General features: G+C 52.3%; 27 protein-coding genes and 1 pseudogene. 16 read left to right on the top strand and 12 right to left on the bottom strand.

All coding sequences use genetic code 11. The features are described from left to right. Nucleotides 1-143: 143 nt before the first annotated feature. On the bottom strand, nucleotides 144-932 hold the full coding sequence (fabI, locus tag FCH32_RS11490) for an enoyl-ACP reductase FabI (RefSeq protein WP_137361798.1): 789 nt from the start codon (nucleotides 930-932) through the stop codon (nucleotides 144-146). 509 nt (nucleotides 933-1,441) lie between these two features. On the opposite strand from fabI, the gene FCH32_RS11485 reads away from it, so the two are divergent. Beyond that, the gene (locus tag FCH32_RS11485; RefSeq protein ID WP_174360912.1) at nucleotides 1,442-2,131 is read left to right on the top strand and encodes an EAL domain-containing protein; all 690 of its coding nucleotides are present in this window, start codon (nucleotides 1,442-1,444) and stop codon (nucleotides 2,129-2,131) included. A 42-nt stretch (nucleotides 2,132-2,173) separates the two neighbouring features. Here the strand turns inward: FCH32_RS11485 and sapF are convergent, their stop codons facing one another. The 6 genes from sapF to pspF all read right to left on the bottom strand — a co-directional run bounded on the left by sapF (nucleotide 2,174) and on the right by pspF (nucleotide 8,558). Beyond that, the gene (gene sapF / locus FCH32_RS11480; protein WP_096756842.1) at nucleotides 2,174-2,980 is read right to left on the bottom strand and encodes a peptide ABC transporter ATP-binding protein SapF; all 807 of its coding nucleotides are present in this window, start codon (nucleotides 2,978-2,980) and stop codon (nucleotides 2,174-2,176) included. Nucleotide 2,981: 1 nt separating this feature from the next. After that, nucleotides 2,982-3,974 carry a peptide ABC transporter ATP-binding protein SapD gene (gene sapD / locus FCH32_RS11475; RefSeq protein ID WP_096756843.1) on the bottom strand — a complete coding sequence of 331 codons (993 nt, stop codon included), beginning with the start codon at nucleotides 3,972-3,974 and terminating at the stop codon, nucleotides 2,982-2,984. Further along, the gene (gene sapC / locus FCH32_RS11470) at nucleotides 3,974-4,864 is read right to left on the bottom strand and encodes a peptide ABC transporter permease SapC (RefSeq protein WP_096756844.1); all 891 of its coding nucleotides are present in this window, start codon (nucleotides 4,862-4,864) and stop codon (nucleotides 3,974-3,976) included. Before sapC ends, sapD begins: the two co-directional genes overlap by 1 nt. After that, on the bottom strand, nucleotides 4,851-5,816 hold the full coding sequence (gene sapB, locus FCH32_RS11465) for a peptide ABC transporter permease SapB (RefSeq protein ID WP_096756886.1): 966 nt from the start codon (nucleotides 5,814-5,816) through the stop codon (nucleotides 4,851-4,853). Before sapB ends, sapC begins: the two co-directional genes overlap by 14 nt. After that, nucleotides 5,813-7,456 carry an ABC transporter substrate-binding protein SapA gene (sapA, locus tag FCH32_RS11460; RefSeq protein WP_115258335.1) on the bottom strand — a complete coding sequence of 548 codons (1,644 nt, stop codon included), beginning with the start codon at nucleotides 7,454-7,456 and terminating at the stop codon, nucleotides 5,813-5,815. Before sapA ends, sapB begins: the two co-directional genes overlap by 4 nt. A 112-nt stretch (nucleotides 7,457-7,568) precedes the next feature. After that, the gene (pspF, locus tag FCH32_RS11455) at nucleotides 7,569-8,558 is read right to left on the bottom strand and encodes a phage shock protein operon transcriptional activator (protein WP_170973006.1); all 990 of its coding nucleotides are present in this window, start codon (nucleotides 8,556-8,558) and stop codon (nucleotides 7,569-7,571) included. 155 nt (nucleotides 8,559-8,713) lie between these two features. Here pspF and pspA point away from each other — a divergent pair, with 155 nt between their 5' ends. The 8 genes from pspA (at nucleotide 8,714) to tyrR (ending at nucleotide 14,934) form a co-directional block, all read left to right on the top strand. After that, the gene (gene pspA / locus FCH32_RS11450) at nucleotides 8,714-9,382 is read left to right on the top strand and encodes a phage shock protein PspA (protein ID WP_096756889.1); all 669 of its coding nucleotides are present in this window, start codon (nucleotides 8,714-8,716) and stop codon (nucleotides 9,380-9,382) included. 54 nt (nucleotides 9,383-9,436) lie between these two features. Beyond that, on the top strand, nucleotides 9,437-9,661 hold the full coding sequence (pspB, locus tag FCH32_RS11445; protein ID WP_115258337.1) for an envelope stress response membrane protein PspB: 225 nt from the start codon (nucleotides 9,437-9,439) through the stop codon (nucleotides 9,659-9,661). Then, the gene (gene pspC, locus FCH32_RS11440) at nucleotides 9,661-10,020 is read left to right on the top strand and encodes an envelope stress response membrane protein PspC (RefSeq protein ID WP_096756891.1); all 360 of its coding nucleotides are present in this window, start codon (nucleotides 9,661-9,663) and stop codon (nucleotides 10,018-10,020) included. Before pspB ends, pspC begins: the two co-directional genes overlap by 1 nt. An 8-nt stretch (nucleotides 10,021-10,028) precedes the next feature. Continuing rightward, nucleotides 10,029-10,250, top strand: a complete 222-nt coding sequence (gene pspD, locus FCH32_RS11435; RefSeq protein WP_096756892.1) for a phage shock protein PspD — start codon at nucleotides 10,029-10,031, stop codon at nucleotides 10,248-10,250. Nucleotides 10,251-10,326: 76 nt separating this feature from the next. Continuing rightward, the gene (gene pspE, locus FCH32_RS11430; RefSeq protein WP_115258338.1) at nucleotides 10,327-10,644 is read left to right on the top strand and encodes a thiosulfate sulfurtransferase PspE; all 318 of its coding nucleotides are present in this window, start codon (nucleotides 10,327-10,329) and stop codon (nucleotides 10,642-10,644) included. 143 nt (nucleotides 10,645-10,787) lie between these two features. Beyond that, the gene (locus FCH32_RS11425) at nucleotides 10,788-12,185 is read left to right on the top strand and encodes a YcjX family GTP-binding protein (protein WP_135911928.1); all 1,398 of its coding nucleotides are present in this window, start codon (nucleotides 10,788-10,790) and stop codon (nucleotides 12,183-12,185) included. Next, entirely contained in the window at nucleotides 12,182-13,243 is a 1,062-nt protein-coding gene (locus tag FCH32_RS11420; protein ID WP_174360911.1) for a YcjF family protein, read from the top strand. Before FCH32_RS11425 ends, FCH32_RS11420 begins: the two co-directional genes overlap by 4 nt. Nucleotides 13,244-13,389: 146 nt before the next feature. Continuing rightward, a complete protein-coding gene (gene tyrR, locus FCH32_RS11415; protein ID WP_115258340.1) occupies nucleotides 13,390-14,934 on the top strand; it encodes a transcriptional regulator TyrR in 1,545 nt (514 codons plus the stop codon). A 49-nt stretch (nucleotides 14,935-14,983) separates the two neighbouring features. Here tyrR and tpx read toward each other — a convergent pair whose 3' ends face one another. Further along, nucleotides 14,984-15,490: a thiol peroxidase gene (tpx, locus tag FCH32_RS11410; RefSeq protein WP_096756896.1), complete on the bottom strand. Its 507-nt coding sequence runs from the start codon at nucleotides 15,488-15,490 to the stop codon at nucleotides 14,984-14,986. 114 nt (nucleotides 15,491-15,604) lie between these two features. Between tpx and ycjG the strand changes: the two genes are divergently transcribed. After that, nucleotides 15,605-16,570 (top strand): L-Ala-D/L-Glu epimerase, encoded by a 966-nt coding sequence (ycjG, locus tag FCH32_RS11405; RefSeq protein ID WP_115258341.1) that lies wholly within the window; start codon nucleotides 15,605-15,607, stop codon nucleotides 16,568-16,570. Here ycjG and mpaA read toward each other — a convergent pair. Next, nucleotides 16,545-17,273, bottom strand: a complete 729-nt coding sequence (mpaA, locus tag FCH32_RS11400) for a murein tripeptide amidase MpaA (RefSeq protein WP_115258342.1) — start codon at nucleotides 17,271-17,273, stop codon at nucleotides 16,545-16,547. The genes ycjG and mpaA overlap by 26 nt on opposite strands. Before the next feature lie 184 nt (nucleotides 17,274-17,457). Here mpaA and mppA point away from each other — a divergent pair, with 184 nt between their 5' ends. After that, nucleotides 17,458-19,071: a murein tripeptide ABC transporter substrate-binding protein MppA gene (mppA, locus tag FCH32_RS11395; RefSeq protein WP_115258343.1), complete on the top strand. Its 1,614-nt coding sequence runs from the start codon at nucleotides 17,458-17,460 to the stop codon at nucleotides 19,069-19,071. Nucleotides 19,072-19,113: 42 nt separating this feature from the next. Here mppA and FCH32_RS11390 read toward each other — a convergent pair whose 3' ends face one another. Continuing rightward, entirely contained in the window at nucleotides 19,114-19,674 is a 561-nt protein-coding gene (locus FCH32_RS11390; RefSeq protein WP_153880432.1) for a MarR family winged helix-turn-helix transcriptional regulator, read from the bottom strand. Between the two features lie 115 nt (nucleotides 19,675-19,789). Here FCH32_RS11390 and FCH32_RS11385 point away from each other — a divergent pair, with 115 nt between their 5' ends. Both FCH32_RS11385 and FCH32_RS11380 read left to right on the top strand, forming a co-directional pair. Further along, nucleotides 19,790-20,020, top strand: coding sequence for a glutaredoxin family protein (locus tag FCH32_RS11385; RefSeq protein ID WP_096756901.1), 231 nt, complete (start codon nucleotides 19,790-19,792; stop codon nucleotides 20,018-20,020). A gap of 65 nt (nucleotides 20,021-20,085) precedes the next feature. Continuing rightward, nucleotides 20,086-20,367 (top strand): Rho-binding antiterminator, encoded by a 282-nt coding sequence (locus FCH32_RS11380; protein ID WP_117342875.1) that lies wholly within the window; start codon nucleotides 20,086-20,088, stop codon nucleotides 20,365-20,367. Nucleotides 20,368-20,383: 16 nt separating this feature from the next. Here the strand turns inward: FCH32_RS11380 and FCH32_RS11375 are convergent, their stop codons facing one another. After that, the gene (locus tag FCH32_RS11375) at nucleotides 20,384-21,154 is read right to left on the bottom strand and encodes a DeoR/GlpR family DNA-binding transcription regulator (protein ID WP_135911930.1); all 771 of its coding nucleotides are present in this window, start codon (nucleotides 21,152-21,154) and stop codon (nucleotides 20,384-20,386) included. A gap of 104 nt (nucleotides 21,155-21,258) precedes the next feature. Here FCH32_RS11375 and FCH32_RS11370 point away from each other — a divergent pair, with 104 nt between their 5' ends. Together FCH32_RS11370 and FCH32_RS23455 are read left to right on the top strand one after the other, a co-directional pair. Then, nucleotides 21,259-21,642 (top strand): VOC family protein, encoded by a 384-nt coding sequence (locus FCH32_RS11370; RefSeq protein WP_115258347.1) that lies wholly within the window; start codon nucleotides 21,259-21,261, stop codon nucleotides 21,640-21,642. A gap of 4 nt (nucleotides 21,643-21,646) precedes the next feature. Beyond that, a pseudogene (locus FCH32_RS23455) lies at nucleotides 21,647-21,745 on the top strand (cupin domain-containing protein); the annotation flags it as partial. Between the two features lie 42 nt (nucleotides 21,746-21,787). Here the strand turns inward: FCH32_RS23455 and FCH32_RS11365 are convergent. After that, nucleotides 21,788-22,819 (bottom strand): mechanosensitive ion channel family protein, encoded by a 1,032-nt coding sequence (locus tag FCH32_RS11365; protein WP_115258348.1) that lies wholly within the window; start codon nucleotides 22,817-22,819, stop codon nucleotides 21,788-21,790. A 249-nt stretch (nucleotides 22,820-23,068) separates the two neighbouring features. On the opposite strand from FCH32_RS11365, the gene FCH32_RS11360 reads away from it, so the two are divergent. Beyond that, nucleotides 23,069-23,329, top strand: coding sequence for a DUF2534 family protein (locus FCH32_RS11360; protein WP_096756906.1), 261 nt, complete (start codon nucleotides 23,069-23,071; stop codon nucleotides 23,327-23,329). Nucleotides 23,330-23,354: the final 25 nt, after the last annotated feature.

The following is a 23,354-nucleotide window of genomic DNA, read 5'->3' as shown; positions in this document are numbered from 1 at the left end:
ATATCCTGGCGTAAGCTGATGAGGGGATGAAAGATTGTTACGTGATAATAAATATCAGAAAAGTATATATGACAGGGAGTAGCTGACGGGAGGGGGAAAAATCATGGGCGACATCGCGCCGCCCACAGAGGAGGTCTGAAAGATTATTTCAGTTCCAGCTCGTTCATTGCCGCGATGCTGAAGCCACCATCAACGTGAACGACTTCGCCAGAGATGCCGGCAGACAGGTCAGAACACAGGAATGCTGCTGAGTTGCCCACATCTTCAATGGTCACGGTACGACGAATCGGGGTAACCGCTTCGCAATGGGCCAGCATTTTACGGAAATCTTTGATGCCAGAAGCCGCCAGAGTACGGATTGGACCTGCGGAGATTGCGTTGACACGCACACCTTCTGGACCCATCGCGTTAGCCATATAGCGGACGTTTGCTTCCAGAGACGCTTTCGCCAGACCCATTACGTTGTAGTTCGGGATAGCGCGCTCTGCGCCCAGGTAGGACAGCGTCAGCAGTGCAGAGCCTGGATTCAGCATCGTGCGGCAGGCTTTTGCCATCGCCACAAAGCTGTAGGCGCTGATGTCATGAGCGATTTTAAAGCCTTCGCGGGTTACCGCATTCACATAGTCGCCATCCAGCTGGTCTGCCGGTGCGAAACCGATGGAGTGTACGAAACCGTCGAATTTTTCCCAGGTTTTGCCCAGTTCAGCGAACATGGTGTCGATGCTGGCGTCTTCAGCCACATCGCACTGCAGGACGATGTTGGAACCCAGTTGAGCTGCAAATTCTTCCACGCGGCCTTTCAGTTTGTCGTTCTGGTAGGTGAACGCCAGTTCAGCTCCCTCGCGGTGCATCGCTTGAGCGATACCGTAGGCGATGGACAATTTACTGGCAAGACCGGTCACCAGAATGCGCTTACCGGAAAGAAAACCCATAGCTTTAATCCTTATAGTCATTACTTATTTTTTTAGCAATCAATGCGTTATGATTGCAATTTCAAGGTCACTCGAAATTGGTCTGAAATTATATCCCACTCTCTGCCCCTTGTGTCACGATCTTTCTCTGCGAGTCACCATACGGTTAACGACAGTAAAAGGGATTTCGGGAACCGTGGCATCGTTGTCAGTATCAGTGGCCTGTCACTATTCGTTGCACGTGAGGAGTATATCACTCCCCCCAGGTTCTGCCTCATCCAACCAGACCGGAGCACAGGCGAGGGCAGAAAACACGAGGACTCAACGGCGTAAAATGGTATGATTCGGTGCTAGTCGATGTTGATGAACATATCAATGTCAGAAGATTCTTAAAACTAAAAAATCGGCTATATTCATCCTGTTATCATATATTGTTTTTATCGATCAATAATGAATCATTGATCGATATTATTGATTGATTATAATTAAAAGCGCATTATCAGTATGTTATGATCAATTGGAGTGGTCTTATGCGCTATCATTTCATCGCGGAACCGATGAGAGACACAACGGAAAAGTTGCTGGGTGTTGAGATGATCGCCCGGTTTACCTCAGAGACGGTTCACCCGTTACATTCAGATTTCATCATTGCCGCGTGGAATAGTGCACAAAAACGCCATTTCATGCTTGAACAAATCGCGTTAATCACCCGAAAGCGCGTCTGGTTTGAGAGCAATAACCTTTTTTGTACACTTAATCTGATTGATGAAATGGCGCTTCTCGCGATAGGCGACCCTGCCATAACCTCGGCCTTACACGCTATGCCGTTTATTGCACTTCAACTCTCAGAACGTTTCCTGTCGAATACTGCTTGCCTGAATAACCTGCTGATTAATTCTCTGCGTGACGGGCCTAATGCCTTGTGGTTGAGCAATCTTGGCTCTGGTAGCGTGGGGGCAAACCCGCTGGTCAGCGGTAATTTTGATGTAGTGAAAATGGATCGCGGCTTCTTTTTGTCGCAGGTCGAAAAGCCGATGTTTCCGGTTCTGATTAAGAACATCAGGGAATATTGTGACCGAGTGGTCGTCGAGGGGCTGGAGGACGCGCGGCTTATTGATGAACTAAGCCATGCGGGTATCTGGGCCGTGCAGGGTGATATTTCCCCGCCGGTTGCATTTAGCGACATTGAAGCATTGCTACCTGCAGATATTGTTCACTGACGATATAAAAAGCCCTCCATCAGAGGAGGGCGTCAATAACTGTTAGCGATCTTTGCGCCAGGCATCGGCGGTGAGCGCCTCACCGAAATGCCCGGATATCAGGCGGCGGGTCAGTTCATGCAGCGGCGAGGCCAGCACATCCGCCGTACTGCCGCGCTCGACGACCTCGCCCTGGTGCATCACCAACACCTGATCGCTGATGTGTTTCATCATCCCAATATGCTGCGTCACATAGATATATGAAATACCCTGTTTTTCCTGTAGCTCGAGCATCAGGTTAATCAGCTGCGAACGCATCGACATATCCAGAGAGGCCAGCGCTTCGTCCGCGATAATCACTTTGGGACGTAAAATCAGGGCGCGAGCTAACCCCAAGCGCTGTTTTTGTCCTGGCGCCAACATATGCGGGTAGTAGCTAACGTGATCGGGCAGCAGACCGACCATGCGCATGGTTTCGACGATCTGCTTGCGGCGTTGCTCCGGCTCAAGATCGGTATTCAGACGTAGCGGAAAATCGAGGATCTGCGAGATACGTTGACGCGGGTTCAACGATGTTGACGGATCCTGGAAAATCATACGAATGCGCTGGCTGCGAAAAGAATAATCACCGTATTTTAGCGGATGATCGTCAATCAGCAGCTCACCGCTGGTCGGCTCAACCATTCCGGCCAGCATTTTTGCCAGCGTCGATTTACCGGAGCCGTTTTCGCCAATGACGGCAAGCGTCTGGCGCTCACGCAGTGTAAAGCTCAGTGGCTTGACGGCTTCTACGGTCTGGCGACGAAACAAGCCCGTCCGGTAGCGAAAGGTTTTGCTCAGGTTACGTACTTCGAGCAGTGTTTCTACCATCTCACTCTCTCTCCATGTTCAGCGGGAAATGACAGGCATAGAGATGATTCTTTGCTCCGGTCAGTCGTGGGGTTTCAATGCACTCACGTTGAGCGTAAGGGCAGCGCGGCCCCAAACGGCACCCCATTGGTAACTGTTCCAATAACGGGATCGCACCAGGCATCGTATTCAGGCGGCTTTTATGCGGCATTGGGCTACCAAAATCTGGAATGGCACGGATCAACGCCTGTGTATAAGGATGGTGCGGAATCGTCACCAAATCTTTACTTGGCGCGGTTTCCACCGTTTGTCCGCAGTACATGACGTTGATTTTATCCGCCCACTGGCTGAGCATTTGCAGGTCATGGCTGATCAGCAAAATGGTGGTGTTGCTGTTTTGATTGAGCCGGGTCAGCAGACGGAAAATTTGCGCCTGAGTGGTGGGCTCCATCGCATTGGTCGGCTCATCGGCAATCAGCAAACGTGGCTGATTCGCCAGGGCGATGGCAATCATGACTTTCTGGCACTCGCCGTCCGTCAACTCATACGGGAAGCTGCGCATCGCATCTTTATGGTCTTTTATCCCGACGCGGTGCAGCAGTTCAATCGCGCGGCGTTTGCGCCAGCCAATGCGTTGCCACCAGCGCCCTTTATAGGTCCAGGCGGGAATATTTTGCATCAGCTGCCGTCCGACGCGTTCAGACGGATCGAGACAGGACTGCGGTTCCTGAAAGATCATGGACACATTATGCCCGACCAGTTTACGCCGCTCGCGGGCAGACAGTCGTAGCAGATCGATATCATCAAAGCGCATGCGGTCAGCGGTCACGCGCCAGTTGTCTTTTGCCACGCCGCAAATGGCCTTGGCGATCAGACTTTTACCGGAGCCAGATTCACCGACCAGCCCACGGATCTCACCTTCATTGAGTGTCATACTGACGCGGTCAACGGCCTTTACCCAGTCGTCACCGGTCCTGAACTCGATGGTCAGGTTACGAATATCCAGTAATGGCATTATTCCACCCCCGCGATAATTGCGCGGCGTACACCGTCACCTAACAGGTTTACCAGCAGCACGCTAATCATGATCGCCGCCCCGGGCAACATCACGGTCCATGGGGCAACGTAAATTAACTCCAACGCGTCGCCCAGCATGGCTCCCCATTCCGGCGACGGAAGCTGTGCGCCGAGGTCGAGAAAGCCCAGTGCGGCAATATCCAGAATCGCCATCGACAAAGCGCGGGTGATTTCAGTGATAAGCCCAGCGGTAATATTGGGCAAAATCGCAAACCACAGAATGTTGAGCGTGGAGGCACCATCCAGTCGGGCAGCAATGACATACTCTTTTTCCAGCTCGTCATGCACCATGCTATAGACAGAGCGCACCATGCGTGGCAACAGCGCCAGCCAGACGGCAAACATCGCGTGCGTCAGATGGGGGCCAGCAAACGCCACCACAATGATCGCCAGCAGCAGCGACGGGATCGAGAGCAGGGTATCGAGAATATGGTTCAACACTGCCGAGCGTAAACCGTGGGTTGCCCCGGCTAAAACCCCCAATACCAGACCACATATCGTGGCGGCGAGCGTGACAACAAATGCGCCGCCGACAGTGGGAGCTGCACCGCTCAGCAGGCGGCTTAATACGTCACGTCCCAGATCGTCGGTCCCAAGGAAGAATGACACCTCGCCATAACGCGACCAGGAAGGCGGGAGCAGTTGATAACCCAGGAATTGCTGATCGATACCATAAGGCGCAAACCAGCCACCGAAAACACACAGTATGGCCAGTCCCGCACAGCCATACAGACCGACCATTGCAGACGCATCGCCATAAAAATTGCGCCACGCGGTACGCAGCGTGCCAGGCGGGCGCTTTTCGCTGTATACGCTATCGTAAGGCATACCATTCCTTATGTTTCAGAGGGTTAGCCATGGCACCCAAAATATCAGAGATCACGTTTACGATAATGACCAGTGAGCCAATCACCATCACGCCGGCTGAAATTGCGGCGTAATCCTGCTGGCGAATGGCGTTGATCAGCCAGCGGCCAAGGCCTGGCCAGCTAAAGACCATTTCGGTGATCATCGCCAGCGTCAGCATGGTGGAAAACTGGAGACCAAGCCGCGGGATCACCGGCGGCAGGGCATTATGCAGTACGTGGCGACGCAAAATGGTCAGCCGTGACAGGCCGCGAGTAGCCGCCGCTTTTACGTAATTTTGATCGAACACCTCGATGGTACTGATACGCATCAGGCGAATGACTTCGGTCGTTGGCGCAACGGAGAGCGTTAACACCGGCAGCACCATGTGGCGTATTGCGCTGACCAGCATTTCATCGCGCCACGGCGAGTCGGAAAGCCACGCGTCGACGATGGCAAGACCGGTAACAGGTTTGACTTCATAAAGCAGATCAAAACGGCCAGACACGGGCAGCCACCCGAGCGTTAACGAGAAGAACAGCGTCAGCAACAGTGCTAACCAAAAAACCGGGATGGAAAAACCCATCAGGGCAAAGGCACTAATGCATCGATCCGGCCATTTATTGCGTGTGATCCCCGCCAGCATGCCAATCGGAATACCGACCATTAGCGCAAAACCGAAGGCGAGAACGCACAATTCCATTGTGGCAGGGAACACTTCTTTCAACTGTTCCGAGATCAGTTGTCCGTTAATGCTGGATACACCGAAATCCCAGTGGATGAGGCCATTGAACCAGAATACCCACGCATTCCACAGCGACGCACCCTGCAGAGGAGCATGGGGGGTAAAATAACTCAGGCTGAACCCGATAAACGTCAGGAAGAACAGGGTGACCAGGAGCAATAGAAAGCGACGCAGGGTAAAGATAATCATGGTTTTTTCACCTCATCTTTCTTTTCCCTGGATACGCCGGCAAAGGAGGCATTACCGAATGGGCTGAGTACCAGGCCTTTGATGTCATAGCGATAGGCCTGCAAACGCAGTGAAGAGGCCAGCGGCAGGATGGGTAGCTCTCGTGCCAGGATCGTTTGCGCTTCGTCATAGGCATCAATGCGTGACGAGAGCTGCTGCGATGACAGCGCTTTGCGCAGAACGCTGTCAAACTCCGGATCACACCAATGGGCAAAGTTGGTCTGCGAGTTGATGGCGGCACAGCTAAGCAGCGGACGGAAAAAACTGTCAGGATCGTTACTGTCTGTCGCCCAACCGGACAACGTCAGATCATGGTTCATATCCATTAATCTCGCCTCCTGAAAACGACCTTCCACCGGAATAATCTTCACTTTCACGCCAACCTGCGCCATGTCCGCTTGAATAAGCTCGGCGGTTTTCAGCGGGCTGGGGTTCCAGGCCTGGGAGCTGGTTGGTACCCAAAGCTGTAACGTCAGGTTCTCCAGCCCCAGCGCTTTTAACTGCTCGCGAGATTTTGCCGGATTGTATTCTGTAATTTTAGCTTCGTTGTCATACGCCCACGAGGCGCGCGGCAAAATAGATGCGGCGGTTTCTGCTGTACCGTAATAGATCGACTGCATCAGCCGCTGGTTGTTGATTGCCAGCGCCAGTGCATGACGCACGGCCGGATTGTTCAACGGGGGTTTATTGGTATTGAAAGCCAGGTAAGCAATGTTCATCCCAGGGCGCAGCGTCAGGCGCAAACGTGGGTCATCACGTAAGATGCTGAGCTGACTGGCAGCAGGCCAGGCCAGCACGTCGCATTCACCGGTGAGCAGTTTTGATAAGCGCCCGGTTCCACCAGAACCGAGATCAACGACGACCTGCGGCATTAAGGGTTTCCCGCGCCAGAACGCGTCGTGACGCTGCAGGCGAATATATTGCCCGCCACGATTTTCCGAAAGCTGATACGGACCGGTACCGACAGGCTGTCGGTCCAGTAATTCCTTGCGATCCTGTTTTGCCAACTGCCCCGCGTATTCCGCTGACATAACCGACGCGTAATGCGTGGCAAGATGCCACAGGAAAGACGCATCCGGTTGAGTCAGGCGAAATTCAACGGTATGGCTGTCCAACTTGCGCACGCTTTGCACATTATCGGCGAACTGGAGGCTATCAAAGTAGGGGAAGTTGCTGCCGTTAACATTGTGCCACGGATGCTGGCGGTCAAAGATTCGCTCGAAGGTAAACACCACATCGTCTGCATTCAGTTTACGAGTAGGGGTGAACCAGGTGGTTTTTTGAAATGGCACGTCACGACGCAGGTGGAAGCGGTACGTTGCGCCGTTATCCAGCACCTCCCAGCTTTCGGCCAGTTCTGGCACCAGGCGATAGGTGTAAGGATCCACATCAAGCAGACGGTCATAAAGTTGGGCGGCAAGCGTGTCGACGATCAGTCCACTGCTCGCTTTCTGTGGGTTGAACGTATTGACCTGTCCGCTGACGCAATAGACAAAGCCGCTGTCACGAATATCAGCGTGCGTGGTCTGCTCAGGCGCGGCAGCAGCCTGACCACTCAGAAGTCCAGCCATCACAATCAGAGATGATAAAACCAGGCGCATAATTTTTAAGGTTTTTAGAGTCGATCTGCAAAGTGTATCGCACAACGGCCCGTCAGGTAAAAATGTCTGCAGGTAACTGGCGTAAATGTGTGCGATTCAGGTCAAGGAACCGCTAAATCTGATGTTTTTTGAGCAATGCCCGCAGCTGGTGGTAGGTCAGCCCGAGTAATTCTGCCGCCTTTTTCTGATTAAACTTTGCCTGCTGCAAGCTGGTTTGCAGAAATGCTTTTTCTTGTTGCTGCTGGAATTCACGTAGATCCAGCGGCAGTGTCACCGGCGCGGAGTGAGTTTCCTGCTCCGAAGGTTGTACGGTGTGGCGTTTGAAAGGGTCAATCACGACTTCATCCAGTGGAAATTCGCTGGTGCCGTGGCGGTAAACAGAGCGCTCGACGACGTTTTTCAGCTCACGAATATTGCCCGGCCAACGGTAGTGCAGCAGAGTATCCCTGGCCTGTGCGCTAAAGCCTGGAAACAGTGGTAAGCCAATTTCCCGGCACATTTGGATGGCAAAGTGCTCGGCCATTAGCATGATGTCGCTTTGACGCTCCCGCAACGGGGGAAGTTGCACCACATCGAAGGCCAGCCTGTCGAGCAGGTCCGCGCGAAACGTCCCTTCATTAACCATCCGCGGTAAATCGGCGTTGGTGGCGCAGACCAGGCGCACGTTAACCTGCAGCGGTTGGCTGCCGCCAACACGTTCGAGTTCCCCGTATTCAATCACCCGTAGCAGTTTTTCCTGTACCAGCATCGGGGCGGTGGCCAGTTCATCAAGAAACAGCGTCCCGCCATCAGCGCGTTCAAAGCGTCCAGGATGACGTTTTTGTGCGCCGGTAAAGGCGCCGGCTTCGTGACCGAACAGTTCTGAATCGAGTAAGTTTTCATTGAGCGCCGCACAGTTCAGCGAAATAAACGGCCCTTGCCAGCGCGAAGAGAGGTAATGCAGGCGGTTAGCGATCAGCTCTTTGCCCGTGCCGCGCTCACCGATCACCAGTACCGGTTTATCCAGCGGTGCCAACTGAGAAACTTGCTCAAGCACCTCGATGAAACTGTTGGCTTCGCCGAGAAGGTTGTCTTTGTATCCGGTCATGATGAAATTCACTATTTGTTAGTGTTATTCACCAATGTACCCTAATTTCGCTATCAGGTAAAATTAACTATTATTTTTATAATCAAGTGGTTATAAAGTTGGCACGCAATCTGCATTAATCCAGCAGCAGGGCATCGCCCGATATCAGAACTATCAGTGAGGATTACATTATGGGTATTTTTTCTCGTTTTGCCGACATCGTGAACGCCAACATCAATGCGTTGCTGGAAAAGGCTGAAGATCCGCAGAAGCTGGTGCGGTTAATGATTCAGGAAATGGAAGACACGTTGGTTGAGGTGCGTTCGAACTCGGCACGTGCGCTGGCGGAAAAGAAACAGCTATCCCGCCGTATTGAACAGGCCACAGCGCAACAGGTTGAGTGGCAGGAAAAAGCAGAACTGGCGCTGCGTAAAGAGAAAGAAGATTTGGCGCGCTCTGCCTTAATTGAAAAGCAGAAGCTTACCGATCTGATCGCCTCGCTGGAACATGAAGTGACGCTGGTTGATGACACGCTGTCACGCATGAAAAAAGAGATTGGCGAGCTGGAAAATAAACTCAGTGAAACCCGTGCTCGTCAGCAGGCATTGACCCTGCGTCATCAGGCCGCCAGTTCTTCACGTGATGTTCGTCGTCAACTGGACAGCGGTAAGCTCGATGAAGCCATGGCGCGCTTTGAGTCTTTTGAGCGTCGTATCGACCATATGGAAGCTGAAGCTGAAAGCCATAACTTTGGTAAGCAAAAATCGCTGGATCAGCAATTCGCCGACCTGAAAGCGGATGATGAAATTAGCGAGCAGTTGGCGCAACTGAAAGCCAAAATGCAGCAAGACAAGCAATAATAATATCTGGCGGCGCCCGAACGCGCCGCCGCTCATCACCTGTAAGGAGTACTCATGAGCGCGCTATTTCTGGCCATCCCGTTAACCATCTTTGTGCTGTTTGTTTTACCGATTTGGTTATGGCTGCATTACAGCAACCGTTCCAGTCGTGGCGAATTGTCGCAGAACGAACAGCAGCGTTTAGTGGAGCTGAACGCTGAAGCGCAGCGCATGCGTGAGCGTATTCAGACGCTGGAAGACATTCTGGATGCTGAACATCCTAACTGGAGGGACCGCTAATGGGAGGCGTTAACCTGAACAAAAAGTTGTGGCGTATTCCGCAGCAGGGCATGGTGAAGGGGGTCTGCGCAGGTATCGCGCAGTATCTCGACGTGCCGGTGAAGCTGGTACGGATTCTGGTAGTACTGTCGATTTTCTTCGGCCTGGCTTTTTTCACCCTGGTGGCCTATATCGTACTGACTTTTGTGCTGGACCCAATGCCGGACAATGTCGCAACCGGTGAACAGCAACCGTCCAGCGGGGAACTGTTGGATGCCGTCGACCGCGAACTGGCGGCCAGTGAAAATCGTTTGCGGGATATGGAGCGTTATGTGACGTCAGATACCTTCACATTGCGTAGCCGCTTCCGTCAACTGTGAGGAATGAGATGAACAATCGCTGGCAACGTGCCGGGCAGAGGGTAAAGCCTGGCGTTAAATTAGCAGGTAAGCTGGTTCTGTTTACGGCACTTCGCTACGGCCCGGCGGGCGTCGCCGGGTGGGCGGTAAAATCCGTCGCCCGTCGCCCGCTAAAAATGTTGCTGGTTTTGATGCTTGAACCTTTATTGAACAAGGTCGCCAAAAAAATATCCCGCCGTTATGGTCAGTGATAGTGCGCTCGCAATATTTTCTTAAGATCAGTTATATAGTGTTAGATGAAATTAGGTCATTTAACAGGACGATACTATGTTGAGAAAAGGGGTATTCGCGCTAGCGTTGCTCATCGGTATGCCGGTTTTTGCCGCGGAACATTGGATTGATGTCCGCGTACCTGAGCAATACCAGCAGGAGCATGTTCAGGGAGCCGTCAACATTCCCTTAAAAGATCTCAAAGCGCACATCGCGTCCGAGGTTCCGGATAAGACCGACACCGTGAAACTGTACTGCAACTCCGGGCGGCAATCGGGACAGGCGAAAGATATGCTTACCGAGATGGGATACACGCAGGTAACAAATGAAGGGGGGATCAAAAGCATTGATCTTCCGAAAGTAGAAAACAAATAATCGCGCAATGTACATCTATTTCGGGCGACATTATTTTTTGTCGCCTGCTAGACCTCAGGTAGTTGATAAATAAGAATTACCCCCCTATCTTTACTTCCAGTTTGTTATATTTTCTACGGCTCCTTCAGCATAACGGGATGGCGATGAAGCGACTCAAAAATGAACTCAATTCGCTGGTGAATCGCGGCGTGGACAGGCATCTGCGTCTGGCTGTCACCGGGCTTAGCCGCAGTGGTAAGACCGCGTTTATCACCGCGATGGTGAACCAATTACTCAATATTCATGCCGGCGCTCGTCTGCCGCTGCTCAGCGCGGTGCGCGAAGAGCGTCTGCTCGGCGTTAAACGGGTTCCACAACGCGACTTTGGCATTCCGCGCTTTACCTATGATGAAGGGCTGGCCCAGCTGTACGGTGCTCCGCCGACCTGGCCGACACCGACGCGCGGCGTGAGTGAGATTCGTCTGGCGCTGCGTTATAAGTCCAATGACTCATTGCTGCGCCACTTTAAAGACACCTCCACGTTATATCTGGAGATCGTCGATTATCCGGGCGAATGGCTGCTTGATTTGCCGATGCTGGCACAGGATTACCTGAGCTGGTCGCGGCAAATGACCGGATTATTGCAGGGCCAGCGGGCAGAATGGTCGGCAAAATGGCGGCAGTTAAGTCAGGGGTTAGATCCCTTAGCGCCCGCCGATGAAAATCGTCTGGCGGAGATTGCCGCCGCCTGGACGGATTATTTGCATCAGTGTAAGCAGCAGGGCCTGCATTTTATTCAGCCGGGGCGCTTTGTTCTGCCGGGCGATATGGCGGGCGCACCCGCGCTGCAGTTTTTCCCGTGGCCGGACGTTGACGCGTATGGCGAATCGAAACTGGCGCAGGCTGATAAACACACCAACGCTGGCATGCTGCGCGATCGGTTCAATTACTACTGCGAGAAAGTGGTGAAAGGGTTTTACAAGAATCACTTCCTGCGCTTTGACCGTCAGATTGTGCTGGTTGACTGCCTGCAACCGCTCAATAGCGGACCACAGGCGTTTAACGATATGCGTCTGGCGCTCACGCAGTTGATGCAAAGCTTCCATTATGGTCAGCGTACATTGTTCCGGCGGTTGTTCTCACCGGTGATCGACAAGTTACTGTTTGCCGCTACCAAAGCCGACCACGTGACGGTCGATCAGCATGCCAACATGGTGTCGCTACTGCAGCAACTGATCCAGGACGCCTGGCAAAATGCCGCCTTTGAAGGCATCAGCATGGATTGTCTGGGGCTGGCGTCGGTACAGGCCACTACCAGCGGATTGATCGATGTGAAAGGCGAGAAGATCCCGGCACTGCGGGGGAACCGCCTGAGCGACGGCGCGCCGCTAACCGTCTATCCGGGAGAGGTGCCAGCACGCTTACCGGGTCAGGCGTTTTGGGACAGTCAGGGCTTTCAGTTTGAAGCGTTTCGTCCGCAGGTCATGGATGTGGATAAGCCCTTACCGCACATTCGTCTTGATGCCGCGCTGGAGTTTTTAATAGGAGATAAATTGCGATGAGCGAGCCGTTAAAACCGCGTATCGATTTCTCAGGACCGCTGGACGTTGATCAACGTCCGGCCTTTAAAGCGCAGCAGATGTTCGACGATACGCAAGCGCAGACTTTTTCTCCGGCTCAACTTGACGAGACGCTGGCAGATGAAGGACAAGCTGAAGCGGTCATTGATGCTGCTTTACGTCCTAAGCGTAGCCTGTGGCGCAAAATGGTGATGAGCGGACTGGCATTGTTTGGCGTCAGCGTGGTCGCACAGGGTGTGCAGTGGACGATGAATGCCTGGCAAACGCAGGACTGGGTTGCGCTGGGCGGGTGTGTCGCCGGGGCGCTGATCGTTGGCGCCGGTGTCGGTTCGGTGGCAACGGAGTGGCGTCGGCTGTGGCGTTTACGCCAGCGCGCGCACGAGCGTGATGAAGCGCGGGATTTGTTGCATAGCCATGGCGCCGGCAAAGGGCGCGCGTTTTGTGAAAAGCTGGCACAGCAGGCGGGTATCGACCAGTCTCATCCGGCGCTACAGCGCTGGTATGCCTCTATACACGAAACGCAAAACGATCGTGAAGTGGTGAGTCTGTATGCTCATCTGGTGCAGCCTGTGCTGGATGCGCAGGCGCGACGTGAAATCAGCCGCTCAGCGGCAGAATCTACGTTGATGATCGCGGTCAGCCCGCTGGCGCTGGTGGACATGGCATTTATCGCCTGGCGAAATCTGCGATTGATTAACCGTATTGCGACGCTATACGGCATCGAACTGGGCTATTACAGCCGCTTGCGCCTGTTCCGCCTGGTGCTGCTGAATATTGCCTTTGCCGGGGCCAGTGAACTGGTTCGCGAAGTCGGTATGGACTGGATGTCGCAGGATCTGGCTGCACGTTTATCCACGCGTGCTGCCCAGGGCATTGGCGCCGGGTTGTTAACGGCGCGTCTGGGGATTAAAGCGATGGAACTGTGTCGTCCGCTGCCGTGGATTGACGATGATAAACCGCGTCTCGGTGATTTCCGTCGCCAGCTGATCACTCAGGTCAAAGAGACCGTACAAAAGAATAAACCTGCGCGTGAAAGCTGAGTAAAAATGGGCGCCGATCGTATAACTTTACGCCCCGGCGCCTAATTTTCCAGCGTGCTGTCAATATTTGTTGACAGAGTCCTTCCTGCTAACGAAATACTGGCTTATCATCTATCACATGATCCCTTGTTTAGGTGAAGGTTCCCATGCGTCTGGAAGTGTTTTGTGAAGACCGACTTGGTCTGACCCGCGAATTACTCGATTTACTGGTGCTTCGAGGCATTGACTTACGCGGTATCGAGATCGACCCCATCGGGCGAATCTACCTTAATTTTGCGGAACTGGAGTTCACCAACTTCAGCAGCCTGATGGCTGAAATCCGCCGTATTGCCGGTGTTACGGATGTGCGCACCGTGCCCTGGATGCCTTCTGAACGCGAACACCTGGCGCTGAGCGCGCTGCTTGAGGCGCTGCCTGAACCGGTCCTTTCACTGGACATGAAAAGCAAAGTGGAGATGGCGAACCCGGCGAGCTGCCAGCTTTTTGCCCACACTCAGGATCGTATGCGCAACCACACGGCGGCGCAACTCATCAATGGCTTTAACTTCCAGCGCTGGCTGGAGAGCAATCCGCAGGATTCCCACAGCGAGCATGTCGTCATTAATGGACAGAATTTCCTGATGGAAATAACCCCTGTCCATTTGCAGGGCGAAAATCAGGAACAGATGTTAACCGGCGCGGTGGTGATGCTGCGTTCCACCATCCGCATGGGGCGTCAGTTGCAAAACATGACCACCCAGGACCTGAGCGCCTTTAGCCAGATTATTGCTGTCAGCGCCAAAATGAAACACGTGGTAGAACAGGCGCGTAAACTGGCCATGCTGAGTGCGCCGCTGCTGATTACCGGCAATACCGGGACGGGGAAAGATCTGTTTGCCCATGCCTGCCATCTGGCAAGCCCGCGAGCGGCGAAACCTTATCTGGCGCTGAATTGTGCGTCGATCCCTGAAGATGCGGTAGAAAGCGAGCTGTTTGGTCATGCGGGGGAAGGTAAAAAAGGTTTCTTTGAGCAGGCTAACGGTGGTTCAGTACTGTTGGATGAAATTGGCGAAATGTCGCCGAGCATGCAGACCAAATTGCTGCGTTTTCTTAATGACGGGACCTTCCGCCGCGTCGGCGAAGATCATGAGGTTCACGTTGATGTCCGTGTGATTTGCGCCACGCAAAAAAATCTGGTGGAGCTGGTACAGAAAGGCTTGTTCCGTGAAGATCTCTATTATCGTCTGAATGTACTGACGCTCAACCTGCCGCCGCTGCGTGATTGCCCGCAAGACATTATGCCGCTCACCGAGCTGTTTGTGGCGCGTTTTGCTGACGAACAGGGCGTGCCGCGCCCGAAACTGTCCGCCGATCTCAGTACGGTGTTAACCCGCTACGGTTGGCCGGGTAACGTGCGCCAGTTGAAAAATGCTATCTACCGGGCATTAACCCAGCTTGAAGGGTACGAACTGCGGCCACAGGATATCTTATTACCGGATTATGATGCGGCGACGGTAGCTGTGGGGGAAGAGGTGATGGAAGGGTCGCTGGATGAAATTACCAGCCGCTTCGAGCGCTCTGTCCTGACGCAGCTGTATATGAATTATCCCAGTACGCGCAAACTGGCCAAACGACTTGGTGTTTCGCATACGGCAATCGCCAATAAGTTACGTGAATACGGTCTGAGTCAGCAGAAAAAAAGCGAAGAGTAATACGTAGATGAAAAAGCCTCCGAATGGAGGCTTTTTGCTTTAGGGCGACTTAGGCTTTCAGTACGTCCAGAGCGGCAGCATAGTCTGGCTCGTTGGTGATTTCATTCACCAGCTGGCTGAAAATGACGTTGTCATTCTCGTCGATAACCACCACGGCACGCGCGGCCAGGCCCTTCAGTGGGCCTTCGGCGATTTCAACGCCGTAGTTTTTCAGGAATTCCGCGTTACGCAGGGTGGACAGAGTGATCACGTTGCTCAGACCTTCCGCGCCACAAAAGCGAGAATGGGCGAATGGCAGGTCGGCTGAAATACACAGTACGACAGTATTGTCGATTTCTGTCGCCAGTTGGTTAAACTTACGTACCGATGCCGCACAGACGCCGGTATCGATGCTTGGGAAAATATTCAGCACTTTGCGCTTGCCGGCAAACTGGCCCAGCGTAACGTCAGACAGGTCTTTAGCCACAAGGGTAAAAGCCTGCGCTTTGCTACCTGCCTGAGGAATGGAGCCGGCAACGGCAACCGGGTTGCCCTGGAAATGAACGGTTTGTGACATGGTTATCTTCCTGTTTACATATAGTTAACGTCGAGGTTAGTTTATGCCATCAACAGTTAACACGGCAAACGCTATTTGCGGATATCCACTTCCGGGACTGCATAAGGAAAACAAATGAGAACAGTGAAGGTATATGAGGAAGCTTGGCCGTTACACACCCCGTTTGTAATTGCCCGTGGCAGCAGGACCGAAGCGCACGTGGTGGTGGTCGAACTGGAAGAAAACGGCGTGAAGGGGATCGGCGAGTGTACGCCTTATCCTCGCTATGGCGAGAGCGATGCCTCGGTACTGGCGCAAATTATGGGTATCGCCCCACAGCTGGAAAACGGACTGACGCGCGAAGATTTACAAAAGCTACTGCCTGCCGGTGCCGCACGTAATGCTGTCGACTGCGCGCTTTGGGATTTAAGTGCCCGGCAACAGCAGCAAACCCTGACCGAGCAGGTCGGTGTCGAACTCGATGCAACGGTAACGACGGCTCAGACGGTGGTGATCGGCACGCCGGAACAGATGGCGGCAAGCGCTGCCGCACTGTGGGAGAACGGGGCGACGCTGCTGAAAGTCAAACTGGATGCGCGCTTAATCAGCGAACGTATGGTCGCTATTCGTTCGGCTGTTCCTGATGCGACGTTGATTGTTGATGCCAATGAGTCCTGGCGTGCTGAAGGTCTGGCTGCACGCTGTCAGCTGCTGGCTGACTTAGGTGTTGCCATGCTGGAACAGCCACTGCCTGCTCAGGATGATGCCGCGCTGGAGAATTTTGTGCATCCGCTGCCCATCTGCGCGGATGAAAGCTGCCATACCCGCAGTAGCCTGAAAGCGCTACACGGACGCTATGAGATGGTGAACATTAAGCTGGATAAAACCGGTGGCCTGACGGAAGCACTGGCGCTGGCGACCGAAGCCCGAGAACAGGGTTTTGCATTGATGCTGGGATGCATGCTGTGCACATCGCGCGCGATCAATGCCGCTTTGCCGCTTACGCCGCAGGTCTGCTTTGCCGATCTCGACGGCCCGACCTGGCTTGCGAATGATGTGCAGCCCGCCCTGCATTTTACGACCGGGCAACTCCATCTTTAGGGTGCCAGCGCAGCAAATTGGACATCGCCAGCAGGTATTTTTCGCTGGCTTCATCTGAAGAGATGGGCGGGAACTCTGCGGTAATGCAGTGCAAGTTCAGATCGGCACACCAACTGCCGAAAGACCCCGGTGTTTCATAACCCACGCTGGTGACGAGGGGGAGTTCAAACCCTCGTGCCAGCCACTCGCCCAGTTCGCTGTGCCTCGGATCCTCAATGCATGCCAGCGGGTCGTGAAATGAGACCACCCAGGCGGGATGAATGCGGTGAATCAACTGACACAGCGCCTGGGTTTCCGGTTCGGAACCCGGATGATCCCCCGTCAACAGCACGACATCGCGTTGTTCTGCACTGCTATTCCAGCGATAGACAGTTTCACCTGCTTTCCAGTTTGCTGCCGGGAAATTACGATTGAGATCAACCCCGTTAGCATTGGCGCGCAGGCCGAGTTGACACCCGTCAGGGTTTACCGCCAGTACCACGTGGTGACGGCGCAGGGAAGGGGTAAGCGTACGCAAGGCGCAGGATAGCGTGACAATTGAAGCGTTTTCGTCACCGTGGGTACCCGCCAGAATGAGTCCACTATCACGATCGGCTGCCGGCGCGGGAAACCAAATTAACGGGGCACCTAAGAGTGAACGTCCGTAATGTTCGGTTCCTGGCGGAAATGCGCCGCGCTCGGCACGGGGACGGGTAACGGTCATAGTCATCTCTGAATGCATAAATTGTTATTCGCAGTGTTGTGCAAAATGTATGGATAATCAAATCGTTTTCACACACTTATCTTTTCAGGTGTAATATCACTTTCTTGTCCGAAGTTAATTGCATTTCCTACTGGCGATACAAATAATTACACATTCACTTAATGGCCAGATTTGAGGGTATCTTATGCGGCATTCTGTTCCAGTAACCTGTTGTGCGCTGTTGGTTAGCAGCATTTCCTTGTCCTGGGCTGCGGATGTACCCAGCGGTACGGTACTGGCAGAGAAACAAGAACTGGTGCGTCATATCAAAGATGAACCGGCCTCGCTCGATCCGGCCAAGGCTGTGGGGTTACCAGAAATTCAGGTCATTCGTGATTTATTTGAAGGGCTGGTTAACCAAAACGAAAAGGGCGAAATTGTGCCTGGCGTCGCCACCCAGTGGAAGAGTAACGATAACCGTGTCTGGACGTTTACGCTGCGTGATAATGCTAAATGGGCCGATGGTACGCCGGTAACGGCACAAGATTTTGTTTACAGCTGGCAGCGTCTGGTTGATCCGAAAACACTGTCTCCGTTTGCCTGGTTTGCGGCGCTAGCCGGGATCAATAATGCGCAGTCGATTATCGATGGTAAAGCCACTCCCGATACGCTGGGCGTTAGCGCGGTAGATGCCCGCACCTTAAGAATTCAGCTGGATAAACCGCTGCCGTGGTTTGCAAATTTAACGGCTAACTTTGCGTTTTATCCGGTACAGAAAGCCAATGTTGAAAGCGGTAAAGAGTGGACGAGACCGGGTCATTTAATCGGTAACGGCGCGTATGTATTAAAAGACCGCGTGGTTAACGAAAAATTGGTGGTGGTACCAAATACGCACTATTGGGATAACGCTAACACCGTGCTGCAAAAAGTCACCTTCCTGCCGATTAACCAGGAATCTGCGGCAACAAAACGTTATCTGGCTGGCGATATTGATATTACGGAATCCTTCCCGAAAAACATGTATCAGAAACTACTGAAGGATATTCCGGGACAGGTTTATACCCCGCCGCAGCTCGGCACCTATTATTATGCGTTTAACACCCAGAAAGGCCCGACGGCTGATTCACGCGTGCGTCTGGCGCTCAGCATGACTATCGATCGTCGTCTGATGGCGGAAAAAGTCCTCGGAACCGGCGAAAAACCGGCCTGGCATTTTACCCCGGATGTCACGGCGGGATTTACGCCTGAACCTTCACCGTTTGAGCAAATGAGTCAGGAAGAGCTGAACGCGCAGGCGAAGACGCTGCTGCGGGCGGCAGGCTATGGACCACAAAAACCGCTAAATCTGACGCTGTTGTATAATACGTCAGAAAACCATCAGAAGATTGCCATCGCCGTCGCGTCAATGTGGAAAAAAAACTTGGGCGTTGATGTGAAGTTGCAAAACCAGGAGTGGAAAACCTACATCGACAGCCGTAATACCGGTAATTTCGATGTTATCCGCGCTTCCTGGGTGGGGGATTACAATGAGCCGTCTACCTTCCTGTCGTTATTAACCTCGACTCACACAGGCAATATTTCGCGGTTTAATAATCCCGCGTACGATAAAGTGTTGACCCAGGCCACGATGGAAAGCACCGAAAAAGCCCGTAATGCGGACTATAATGCGGCAGAAAAAATACTGATGGAGCAGGCGCCAATTGCTCCGATTTATCAGTACACCAATGGTCGTTTAATTAAGCCATGGCTGAAGGGGTATCCGATTACCAACCCTGAAGATGTGGCATACAGCCGCAGCATGTATATTGAGAAGCATTAAATCTGGTATCGGCTGGGGAATTTTCGTGCCAGCCTTTTCCTGTTATTCCGGGGGCTGGTGCTCCCGGCAAATCAGCATTGAATCATCTTCACTCAACACCTCTTTCGTCAGATTACAAAATCCCTGACCCTTTATTTTTTGGTGAAACCGACAGCTATGGCACAGACCAAAGCCTGGCACATTGTGGGTCCGCTGAATTTCTCTTAGTAGTTCGAACAACAGTTCTTTTAGCTGCGTCGCACGTTCACCCATTGCCGATTCGCCTGCCACTAAAAATGTGGGGGGAAGCAGCGCATCCAGTAAGGTGTTGGCTGACTCAGTTAACTGCAGATGAACGCTGCGTTTATCGCGATCATCCTGCTTGCGCACGATCAACCCTTTGTTTTCCAGAAGCTTAAGCGACTGGGATACCGTACCTTTGGTGAGACCGAGGTAATCCGTCACGCCGAGCGGCGTATTGGAATAGCGGTTGCAGCGCGCCAGATACATTAACGCGCTGAGCTGTACTGGTTGCAGATCCGACAGTAATGGATGCTGGCGAAACCACATCCGCATCAGGCTAGAAAGCCTGTCCATAACGTCGAAAAGTGACATATCGTGCATAACAAAATCCTCCTCGGCATATAGTATCGACTAAAAACTATATTGACAAAGTCTAAATCTATCGTAGTATAAATTATAGTATCGAATCGATACTACAATTCACGGGAGAGATATTATGAGCAAAGCCCGGTTTTATCATGCTGGTTGCCCGGTGTGCGTATCCGCAGAACAAACGCTGCTACAACATCTGTCCCCTGATGTGGAGGTTGATGTCATTCACCTGGGAGAACAGCCTGCTCGGGTGGCAGAGGCTGAGTTGGCTGGCGTGAAGTCTGTTCCGGCGTTGGTCATCGATGGCAATGTGCTGCATATCAACTTCGGCGCACCTATCGAAGCCTTGAAATAACACAAGCGTTCGGGGCGTTGCGCGGGCAATTTCCCGAACATCCGATCGAATGCTCAGGGGCCGTTATGTATTCCACAGAAAAGTATCACCCTGTTGATTGTGACCTTCATGATTACCTGGAGATCGCCTGCTTATACCGCTATATGCTGCGTATTGCGCTCACCGACGGCACAGTCTTTGATGCCAGAGCCGTGACGACACGAACAACGGCAGGTAAAGAGGAGTATTTGGTGGTTGAAAGGCAGGAAAGTCCGCAAAACATTCGTCTGGATTACCTGTCAGCCATCACCGCGTTAACGGCAGGGGCGAAATTTAGCACAGTGCTATTTGCCTCTGTGACTCGTTGACGTCACTGAGAGAGCGTTACACGGTATAAATCCGGATGTCGTGCGCCTGAAAAGCGGTGCCATACTGTTTGCTTATGTTTTCCTCTACCACTATCACATCGATTTCGCTGCTCTGAGCGACCACATATCGGGCCACTGCGGGGATCTTATCTGCCGTCAGCGCGACAATGGTTTCATTGCACTGCTTAATCACCGCTCTCTTGAACTCACAGTCGGCATAGTCAAACCCGGTTAAACCGGATTCCGGTGCCATTGCGCAGCCGCCAATAAATCCCTGGTCAAACAAAATGCCCTGCACCTGGGTTATCGCGGTGGTGCCTACACTTCCACCGGATGAGCGCTGTATCGGGCCACCGAGGATTATGACATCGTACAACGGTTTCTTGAGCAGAGCGGTGGCAATTTCCGGAGAATTAGTCACGACGGTCAAAGCAAGCTCGGCGGGTAACGCTTCAGCCATCGCCAGATTGGTGGTTCCGCTATCAATAAAGATACAGCTGCCGGATTTGACCAGTCGGGCACAGCGTTGCGCGAGGCTACTCTTTTTCGCCGTATTTTTCGTTTTCCTCACCGACATATCTTCAGATTCCGGCAAAGAAATGACGGCGCCACCGTACACTTTTTTGCAGACACCTTCTTTACTTAGCTCATGCAAATCCCGACGAATTGTGTGTTCTGACACGCCGAGTCGACCGGCAAGCTCGGAACAGACAACCCTACCGTTTTCCTGCAGGATTTGATAAATCAGCGACTGACGTTGTTCCGGGAATGCAGCATAATCGAGCATAAAAACTCCTGGTAAAATAAACATCGAGCAATAATAATCATGATCGTGCATTATGACTGGTATTGTCAATGTCCCTTAATGGGCGTGTTTGAGAGAGGCAGGTGATGAAGATTGCACATATGGCGCTGTGGACACAGGATCTCGAGCGGCAGGCCCGTTTCTGGGTCACCTTTTTTGGCGGTGAGATTAACGAAAAATACGCCAGTAAAACTAATCCCGGGTTTGAATCCTATTTTGTCAAAATTGGCGAGAGTATTGCGATTGAGTTAATGACTAAACCCAGCCTGAGCCAGGTAGTGCCCGACAATAACACCACCGGGTGGGTACATCTGGCGATCTCTGTTGGTGGGGTAGAGAACGTCGACTCAATATCAATGCGCGCCAAACAGCAGGGGATCCTCGTCTCCGGTCCGCGTACCACTGGAGATGGCTATTACGAAGCGGTCATTCACGATCCCGACGGCAATTTAATTGAGATTGTTGCATAACGCGAGTTGGTTTGCGCATATCGCGGTGGAAATCCCGGCTCCAGGCGCCTCGAACGAATGCCTGGAACCCGTGGCCGACGAAGAATACAACCAACTTCCCTGATTGATAGACTAATAAGACGCGGGGTTCCGCGCCTTATGCCTTTTAATGAGCAGAAGCCTGAGGCTGAGGATTGTCCATATACAGCGTCTGGCTGGGGAAAGCAAAGTCAGCGCCGTTTTCCTGGACCAGGGTGATAATTTTCAAATAAACATCTTGCTGTACGGCAAGCCACTCCTGCCACACGGTTGTCTTGGTGAAGCAGTAAACCATAATATTCAGCGACGAATCGGCAAACTCATTAAAGTAGACCAGTAGGGTCTGCTTCTGGTCAATTCCAGGGTGATTTTGCAGCATTTGTCTGATCGCATCGACAATCGTGCTTATTTTATCGGCATCCTCATACCGCAACCCGATCACCGTTTTTATCCGTCGATTGCTCATCCTGCCCGGGTTTTCTACGCTAATTGATGAGAAAATCGAATTGGGTACATACAGGGGACGATGATCGAAGGTGTTTATTTTGGTCATCCGCCAGCCAATTTCGGTCACCGTACCTTCGATGTTTCTGTCCGGGGAGCGGATCCAGTCACCGATGCTGAACGGTCTGTCAAAATACAGCATGATACCTGAGAAGAAATTGCTCAGAATATCTTTCCCCGCCATACCGACAGCAATACCACCGATACCGCCGAAGGTTAACAGGCCAGACAGGCTCATACCAAAATGCTCGCCATACAGTAAAACGATGGCGACGACGATCGTAATCTTAATAATACGCGACAGGATCCGCGCACTGGTAATGTCCCGGCCTTTGTTGATCTGCGTTTTTTCAAACTGGTTAATCACCAGAAAGAGCTTTGTGGTTAAAATCAATGCAATCAACGAGGTACAAAGAAAATCGACCACGCTGGGCGAGACAAATGTCAGTTTATAGCTGTCGATAACGTTATTGGCGATGCTGCCAAACGTACCGATAATAATGGCATAGACGAAAAACTGCGCCGCGTGGAATATAAATCCTTTGCAGTGTTTTTCACTACGATGAAACCAGACGCTCATCAGCACTAATGCTGCACAGCAACTGAGAATGACCGTCAGATTAAAGGCATTATTCATAAACAATTTAGCGATCATGATTCTCCCTGGCTACTCCGTGTTAGCAAAATATCATCTGACATCCTGATCCTCAGGTATTTTACCTGTAACAGGCTGTCATATCATTCATCATGAGGAGATAGAAATAATACAATTAGCGCTATTTTCAGTTGAATAACGCGGGTGTCAACCCCGTAGGCAGTTTATGTAGCAGACAGTGAGTTGATGTCATGGTATTGTTATTGCAAAGTGACAATATTTTCATCTGCACAAGAAAAGGACGAGACTATGATCATGGCTAAGCTGAAGACAGCTAAGGGAAGAAAATTTCTGTTGTGTCTGCTTGGGGTGTTTATCATCGCCGCATCGGTGGTGACGCGTGCCACTATCGGTGGGGTGATTGAACAGTACAATATCCCGCTGTCTGACTGGACGGCTTCCATGTATGCCATCCAATCGGCAATGATTGGCGTCTACAGTATGGTGTTTACTATTCTGCTGGCAATCCCGCTTGGGATCTATTTCCTTGGCGGCGAGGATAAGCACTAAGCGCTTATGATGCCGGATGACATCG

It is taken from the genome of Citrobacter gillenii (genome assembly GCF_013337685.1).
Lineage (GTDB): Bacteria > Pseudomonadota > Gammaproteobacteria > Enterobacterales > Enterobacteriaceae > Citrobacter > Citrobacter gillenii.
The sequence above is the reverse complement of the archived record's forward strand: the minus strand, read 5'-3'. Positions and strand labels throughout refer to the sequence as shown.